The sequence below is a fragment of the Cohnella boryungensis genome, assembly GCF_042651945.1.
Taxonomy (GTDB): Bacteria; Bacillota; Bacilli; order Paenibacillales; family Paenibacillaceae; genus Cohnella; species Cohnella boryungensis.
In genome coordinates this window covers 68,242-74,497 of sequence record NZ_JBHSED010000068.1, presented here as the reverse complement: position 1 = coordinate 74,497, position 6,256 = coordinate 68,242, and the positions used below count along the sequence as shown (strand labels likewise).

The 6,256-nt window shown below is 57.6% G+C and carries 6 protein-coding genes; 5 read left to right on the top strand and 1 reads right to left on the bottom strand.

The window, feature by feature from the left end; genetic code table 11:
- Window positions 1–226: 226 nt before the first annotated feature.
- From ACFO1S_RS26095 to ACFO1S_RS26075, 5 genes are all read left to right on the top strand, one after another.
- The gene (locus ACFO1S_RS26095) at window positions 227–463 is read left to right on the top strand and encodes a hypothetical protein (protein ID WP_378127851.1); all 237 of its coding nucleotides are present in this window, start codon (window positions 227–229) and stop codon (window positions 461–463) included.
- Window positions 464–1,356: 893 nt separating this feature from the next.
- Window positions 1,357–2,235 (top strand): ABC transporter ATP-binding protein, encoded by an 879-nt coding sequence (locus ACFO1S_RS26090; protein WP_204605937.1) that lies wholly within the window; start codon window positions 1,357–1,359, stop codon window positions 2,233–2,235.
- Window positions 2,236–2,318: 83 nt separating this feature from the next.
- Window positions 2,319–3,287 (top strand): AAA family ATPase, encoded by a 969-nt coding sequence (locus ACFO1S_RS26085; RefSeq protein ID WP_204605936.1) that lies wholly within the window; start codon window positions 2,319–2,321, stop codon window positions 3,285–3,287.
- Window positions 3,284–4,384 carry a DUF58 domain-containing protein gene (locus ACFO1S_RS26080; protein WP_204605935.1) on the top strand — a complete coding sequence of 367 codons (1,101 nt, stop codon included), beginning with the start codon at window positions 3,284–3,286 and terminating at the stop codon, window positions 4,382–4,384. Before ACFO1S_RS26085 ends, ACFO1S_RS26080 begins: the two co-directional genes overlap by 4 nt.
- Window positions 4,381–5,652 (top strand): hypothetical protein, encoded by a 1,272-nt coding sequence (locus ACFO1S_RS26075; protein ID WP_204605934.1) that lies wholly within the window; start codon window positions 4,381–4,383, stop codon window positions 5,650–5,652. The genes ACFO1S_RS26080 and ACFO1S_RS26075 overlap by 4 nt, the downstream gene beginning before the upstream one ends.
- A 60-nt stretch (window positions 5,653–5,712) precedes the next feature.
- Here the strand turns inward: ACFO1S_RS26075 and ACFO1S_RS26070 are convergent, their stop codons facing one another.
- On the bottom strand, window positions 5,713–6,225 hold the full coding sequence (locus tag ACFO1S_RS26070) for a hypothetical protein (protein ID WP_204605933.1): 513 nt from the start codon (window positions 6,223–6,225) through the stop codon (window positions 5,713–5,715).
- Window positions 6,226–6,256: the final 31 nt, after the last annotated feature.

The following is a 6,256-nucleotide window of genomic DNA, read 5'->3' as shown; positions in this document are numbered from 1 at the left end:
TAAAAAATGCGACTCTATTCCCATAACTGGAATAGATGTCGCATTTTTTATACTCATAGCTAAGTCTTACTAGAAAATCGTAAGTTCTTCAGTGGCCTCCAGCACGCCGGGGCTGGCTTTTTGATTGCTTCGACGGAAGCCGAGCCCCCGATTTAAACCGACCGAACGTCTATTCGGCATGTCGTTATGCTGAGATAATGTCACCATGGGACAGGAGAAAGTGACATTGAGCAGAGCGGAATTGAAGAAGGTTGTTGTGGTGGAGAAAATCATTAGCGGACAGATGACGAATGCGGAAGGAGCAGCCGCACTCGGCCCAAGCGAGTATGTGTTGGGAAAACATGAATTCCTCAGAGTCAGAGTTTGCACGGAGCAGGTGAGGAGAAGAGTAGTGCTGCAAAGTGGAACTAACGGCCAGCACGGAGCAGATGAGGAGAAGAGTAGTGCTGCAAAGTCGAACTAACGGCCAGCACGGAGCAGATGAGGAGAAGAGTAGTGCTGCAAAGTGGAACTAACGGCCAGCACGGAGCAGATGAGGAGAAGAGTAGTGCTGCAAAGTCGAACTAACGGCCAGCACGGAGCAGGTGAGGAGAAGAGTAGTGCTGCAAAGTCGAACTAACGGCCAGCACGGAGCAGATGAGGAGCAGAGTAGTGCTGCAAAGTGGAACTAACGGCCAGCAATGAGCAGGTGAGGAGAAGAGTAGTGCCGCAAAGTGGAACTAACGGCCAGCACGGAGCAGGTGAGGAGCAGAGTAGTGCCGCAAAGTGGAACTAACGGCCAGCACGGAGCAGGTGAGGAGAAGAGTAGTGCTGCAAAGTCGAACTAACGGCCAGCACGGAGCAGGTGAGGAGAAGAGTAGTGCTGCAAAGTGGAACTAACGGCCAGCACGGAGCAGGTGAGGAGAGGAATAGTGCTGCAAAGTCGAACTAACGGCCAGCACGGAGCAGGTGAGGAGAAGAGTAGTGCTGCAAAGTGGAACTAACGGCCAGCACGGAGCAGATGAGGAGCAGAGTAGTGCTGCAAAGTGGAACTAACGGCCAGCACGGAGCAGGTGAGGAGAAGAGTAGTGCTGCAAAGTGGAACTAACGGCCCGCACGGAGCAGGTATCCAGCATCCCACAAGCAAGGGCAATTCCCATGGCGTTCTGTATTCTCAACATAATCGCTATGTCGATGCGCTCTGGTGAGTCGCCTCGGCACCACTTGAACATGACATTTTCTCGGACGAGCTAAGAATGACAATCTCTCAGACGTTTCACGAACGTCTATTCGGCATTGACAATTACAGTGAGAACGATTATCATTCAAATTATAGATTTTAATGAGAACCGTTTTCAGCAAAGGATGGATGCGACGATGACACGGTTAAGCACCGATCAGTTATGCTTAGGGTACGGTAGCAGACAAATCGTTCAGGAACTGAACCTGAGCGTACCGGACGGACTGATCACGGCGCTTGTCGGCGCCAACGGATCGGGCAAATCGACGATCTTGAAATCGATGGCCCGGATTTTGACCCCTTCTACGGGGGGCGTATATTTGGACGGAAAGCTGATTCATCGCCAGCCGACGAAGGAAGTGGCGAAGCATCTGGCGATTCTGCCGCAAAACCCGACTTCGCCTGAAGGGCTGACGGTACGCGAATTGGTGTCCTTCGGTCGTTATCCTCACCAGAAGGGCTTCGGCATTCTGTCGCCGGAGGACAATCGCATGATCGAATGGGCGTTGGAAGCCACGGGCATGTCCGGATTTGCGGGCAGACCGGTCGATCATCTGTCCGGCGGCCAGCGCCAACGGGCCTGGATTGCGATGGCTCTGGCCCAGGGCACGGAAGTGCTGCTGCTCGACGAGCCGACGACGTTCCTGGATATGGCTCACCAGATGGAAGTCATGATTCTGCTGGAGAAGCTGAATAAGGAGCAGAAGCGTACGATCATCATGGTCGTGCACGATTTGAACCATGCGGCGAGATATGCCCAGCATCTTGTTGCGCTTAAGGACGGAAGCGTGCTGTACGAAGGCGACCCAGAGGTTGTCATGACCTCGCAGATGCTGCGCGATGTGTTCAACATCGACGCGGACATTATTCCCGATCCGCGCACGGGAGCTCCGTTGTGCCTGCCTTACGGGCTCGCAGAGGAGTCGGTCGCGTCCAGATCGTCTCACGGCATTCCGGCTGTGAATGCCCAGACCTCCGGCGAATATCGCGAACAACGGGTCAAAGCGATGGCGTAATCGAATTGAATATGTGAGTTCTTACAGTTCACACCCTTCTCCGGCATTGTTAAAATGTAAAAAACGGAGGAGGGTGTTTTGTCGTGGACCAACAAGCCGTAGGACGGAAGCTGGAGGCCGTCATCAGTAACGTGGGCTCCGTCGTCATCGGGAAGGAACGGGTGCTGGAGCACTTGCTTATCGCGCTGCTGGCTTCGGGGCATGTCATTCTGGAGGATGTGCCCGGCACAGGCAAGACGCTGATGGCCAAATCGTTGGCCAAATCGCTGGATTGCCGTATGAGAAGAATTCAGTTTACCGCAGACCTGCTCCCGTCGGACGTAACGGGGATTAACGTATACAATCGGCAAACGTCGCAATTCGAGCTGCGCCAAGGCCCCGTGTTCGCCAACCTTGTGCTGGCGGACGAGCTTAATCGGGCAACGCCCCGCACGCAGTCCAGCCTGTTGGAGTGCATGGAGGAGCGTCAGGTGACGATAGACGGCTCCACTTATTTGTTGGAAACGCCTTTTATCGTCATCGCGACGCAGAATCCGATCGACAACCACGGAACGTTCCCGTTGCCGGAGGCCCAATTGGATCGTTTTATGCTTCGCGTGTCGATGGGTTATCCGAGCGAGACGGAAGAACGGGCGATCCTTGAGCGGTTCTCGGCAGGCGATCCGCTGGAGACGCTGCAAGCGGTGCTCGGCCGAGAGGAGATCGAAGAGCTGAGAGGCGAGGTGCCCAAAATTCATGTGAGCGAGGCGGTATACGGCTACGTTCTGGCTCTTGTAACGGCGACGCGCTCCCATTCGGAAATCGCGTTCGGGGTCAGTCCGCGCGGCAGTCTTCAGCTGCTGAAGGCTGCGCAAGCCCGTGCGCTTCTGCGGGGCCGGGACTATGTGCTGCCCGACGATGTGAAAGCGCTGGCAAGCGCAGTTCTCGCGCATCGCCTCGTGCTGAAGGAAGCCTTCGGCGGCGAATCGAACCGTGCCGCTGCTCTGGTGGAGAGGCTGTTGGCGGACGTTCCTGTGCCGACGGAATCCGGGCTGGAGTCCAAGTCGCGATGACGGCGATCGTCTGGATCGTGCTGGTGATGGCAACGCTGTATGCGCTGCAAAGGCTGCTCTATGCGTATGCCGGGCTTAAGGCGCTGACCTACGACCGCGCGTTCGGCGTTTCCCGGATTCATGCCGGCCAGACCGTATGGCTGAGTGAGACGATCGCCAACCGCAAGCGGCTGCCGCTGCCTTGGCTGCGCGTAGAGACGATGCTGCCCGCCCAGCTCGTATTCAAGGGGCAGGAAGCGGACATGTCTATTCATCGGGGAGACCGGCTGCAAAACCACGCGAGTCTGTTCAGCGTGCCAGCGTATACGGAAATCGTACGCAAGCATGAGATTTGGTGTCCGCACCGCGGCAAGTATCGCGTCGACAGCTACACGATTACGCTTGGCGATAGTGTCGGGTTCTCGGCCAGGACGGAGCAAGGGAAGTCCGCAAGCGAGCTTGTGGTGTATCCGGCGCTGAAGGAGCTGAGCGAGTTCCCTCTCGAAGCCAGGAGGTACCTGCAGAGCGTGCGCAGCAGAATCAGCCCGATTCTCGAAAATCATCCTCATGTCGCGGGCATTCGGCCCTACCGCGAAGGGGATTCATTCCGAATGGTGAACTGGAGCGCGACGGCCAAGACGGGGGAGCTTCTCGTACACAAGCGAGAAAGCATGCAAGACGGCGACCTCACCATTGTATTGAATGCGGAGCTGCTGGATGCGGCCCGCAATCGCAGAATCGAGCCCGAGGCTTTCGAGGAAGCGCTGAGCTATGCGGCCTCGGCAGCTCACTATGTCATCTCCGGAGGCGGCAAAGCGGGCTTTATCTATAACGGAATCTGCGAACGGACGGATCAGCTCTTGTTTCGCGCGCCTGCCCAGTCCGGTTCGTCCCATATGGAGAGGCTGCTGGAAGCGATGGCCGGATTTCGCCCGGTCACTACGCTGGATTTGACCTACGTGCTGGAGCAGTTGATCGCGGAACGAAACGTCGGCATGCATTACCTGCTGGTCACCGCCTTCGTGGACGGCAAGCAAGAGCAGCTGATTGCCAGGCTCAGAGCCCAGGGCAATACAGTACGCTTGTTGCTATCGGGAAAAGGAGGGGATCGCGGATGAGGGGGAGCTTTGCGCTGCGCATTGCAGTCGAATGGCTCATCTGGCTGCCGGTTTGGCCGCTTTTCTCGACGAATATGACCCCAGCGGCGAAGAGCGGGCTGGCTGCAAGCGTACTTCTCTTCAGCACGGCAGGTCTGCTGCTGAACCGCTTGCCCCCGCTGTGGCGCAAAATCACGCTTGTCGCCGTCCTACTGGCGCTTGCAGCCGTCGGGGCGTTGGCCTACACGGCCTACCTTCCTATGCTGATCTGGCTTGCACTTGTGCTATGGAGAGGCCGGTTCGCAAGACTAGGTCCGCGCCATTACGCCCTGGCTTTCGGCGTAAGCGTGCTGGCTCTGATTGCGGTCGCTCAGAATGAGGCCTGGATCGGATATCGGCTGGCTCTCATCGGGATCGCGCTTAGCTGGATGCTTATCTGGTTTGCCGCATTGAACGGGAGCTTGGTCGAAGGCGCCGGTCTTGGCAACGGGATCGTGACGCGGCCGGTCAGGCGGGCGGGGCGCAAATACGTCTATCTGTTTCTCTCCGTCGGCGTGTTGATTGTTGCGGCCACCGTCGATTATGGCCAACGACTGCTGACGCCCAGGCAGGTTTCCGCTCCGGATTTCAACTGGATCAAGCCCGAGCGGCTCATACCGCCTCCTGCCGCGAACGCCTCGCTGGACAGCCTGCTTCCCGAGCAAGGAAAGCCGTCGCCTGTCTGGGACTATTTGTTGTGGCTCGTGCTGGCCTTTGCCGTGCTGGCGTTTCTCTGGTTTGCGCGTCTGCTGTGGAAGGACCGTGCTTGGACGTGGCGTGGGTTAATGAGGGCGTTGAAGGGATGGTTTCTGCGGGACAAGGCGGAAGAGAGCTTGCCTTATGTCGAGGAACGCAGAAGTCTGAAGAAGGGAACAAGCGGACTTCTTGCCGCGTGGCTTCGTCGGTCGGAGGCCCGCGCCGAGTGGGATCGGTTGAACAATTCGGAGAAGGCGAGACGGCTTTACGAGGATGCGGTGCGAACAGGCGTGCAGCAGGGGTTTGCCTTCCAGGCCAGCGATACGCCGGCGGAGACGCTGGACGGGATTGAACGCTGGCGGGGAGAGAGGCGCGATTCCGCCGCCGGGAAGCTGACGGAATATTGGCAGCGCCTGCTTCGTTCCCGCCGAGCGCTTCAGCGTCTGTACGAGAAGGCGCGTTACAGCCCCCACAGCATCGAGAGCGTTGAGGTGGAGGAAATGAGGAAGCAACTTCTCAGCGATGCTGTCGGCAGGGAGAGGCCGCGCCGTTGATGAAGAGCATGGACTGAATCAGATTACACCAATCGGCGAAGCTTGTCAGATGCCGACCGCTTAAGGGATTCGCCGAGTGTAACGCTCCAGCTCGCGGAAGGGGATGGAGCAGAAGACAAGCTTGTTGTCCACGGAACGTTCAGCCCCGGGGAGGCGGGCGAGCTTCGCGAAAAGCGGCTCGCCCGCCTCTTGCTCTGCGGACAGCCAGAACTGAATTTGCCGCACCGACGGGTTGTCGCTTCGAAGGGTGTCCAGCAGCGCGCGCAGTCCCTGGCGGAACAGGGAGGTTCGCCGATATGCCACCGCTATGAAGGCCACCTCGATCTGACAGATGTGCCGATCTTCATAGCCTCCGGCACCGGTTCCGTAGTTGAAGCCGATGGCAGCGACAATCTCATAGGGGTCTTCGTCGATGGCCAGCAGCGCTTTGCCCATCAGCAGCGGACTGCCGATAAAGCTCAGCTTGACGGCGAAGGGATAAGGCAGATTCAGTTCGGTATGATGCCGGAGCAGGAACCTGAGGTAGGCCTCATAATCCATTTCCAGATCGCATTTTCGGAATTGAATAGACATGGTCTCGGCTTAGCACACCCTTGTTGGTTGG

Coding starts and splice junctions, on each gene's coding strand:
- ACFO1S_RS26090 (WP_204605937.1), top strand. CDS start 1,357: ATGACACGGTTAAGCACCGATCAGTTATGCTTAGGGTACGGTAGCAGA.
- ACFO1S_RS26080 (WP_204605935.1), top strand. CDS start 3,284: ATGACGGCGATCGTCTGGATCGTGCTGGTGATGGCAACGCTGTATGCG.
- ACFO1S_RS26075 (WP_204605934.1), top strand. CDS start 4,381: ATGAGGGGGAGCTTTGCGCTGCGCATTGCAGTCGAATGGCTCATCTGG.
- ACFO1S_RS26070 (WP_204605933.1), bottom strand. CDS start 6,225: ATGTCTATTCAATTCCGAAAATGCGATCTGGAAATGGATTATGAGGCC.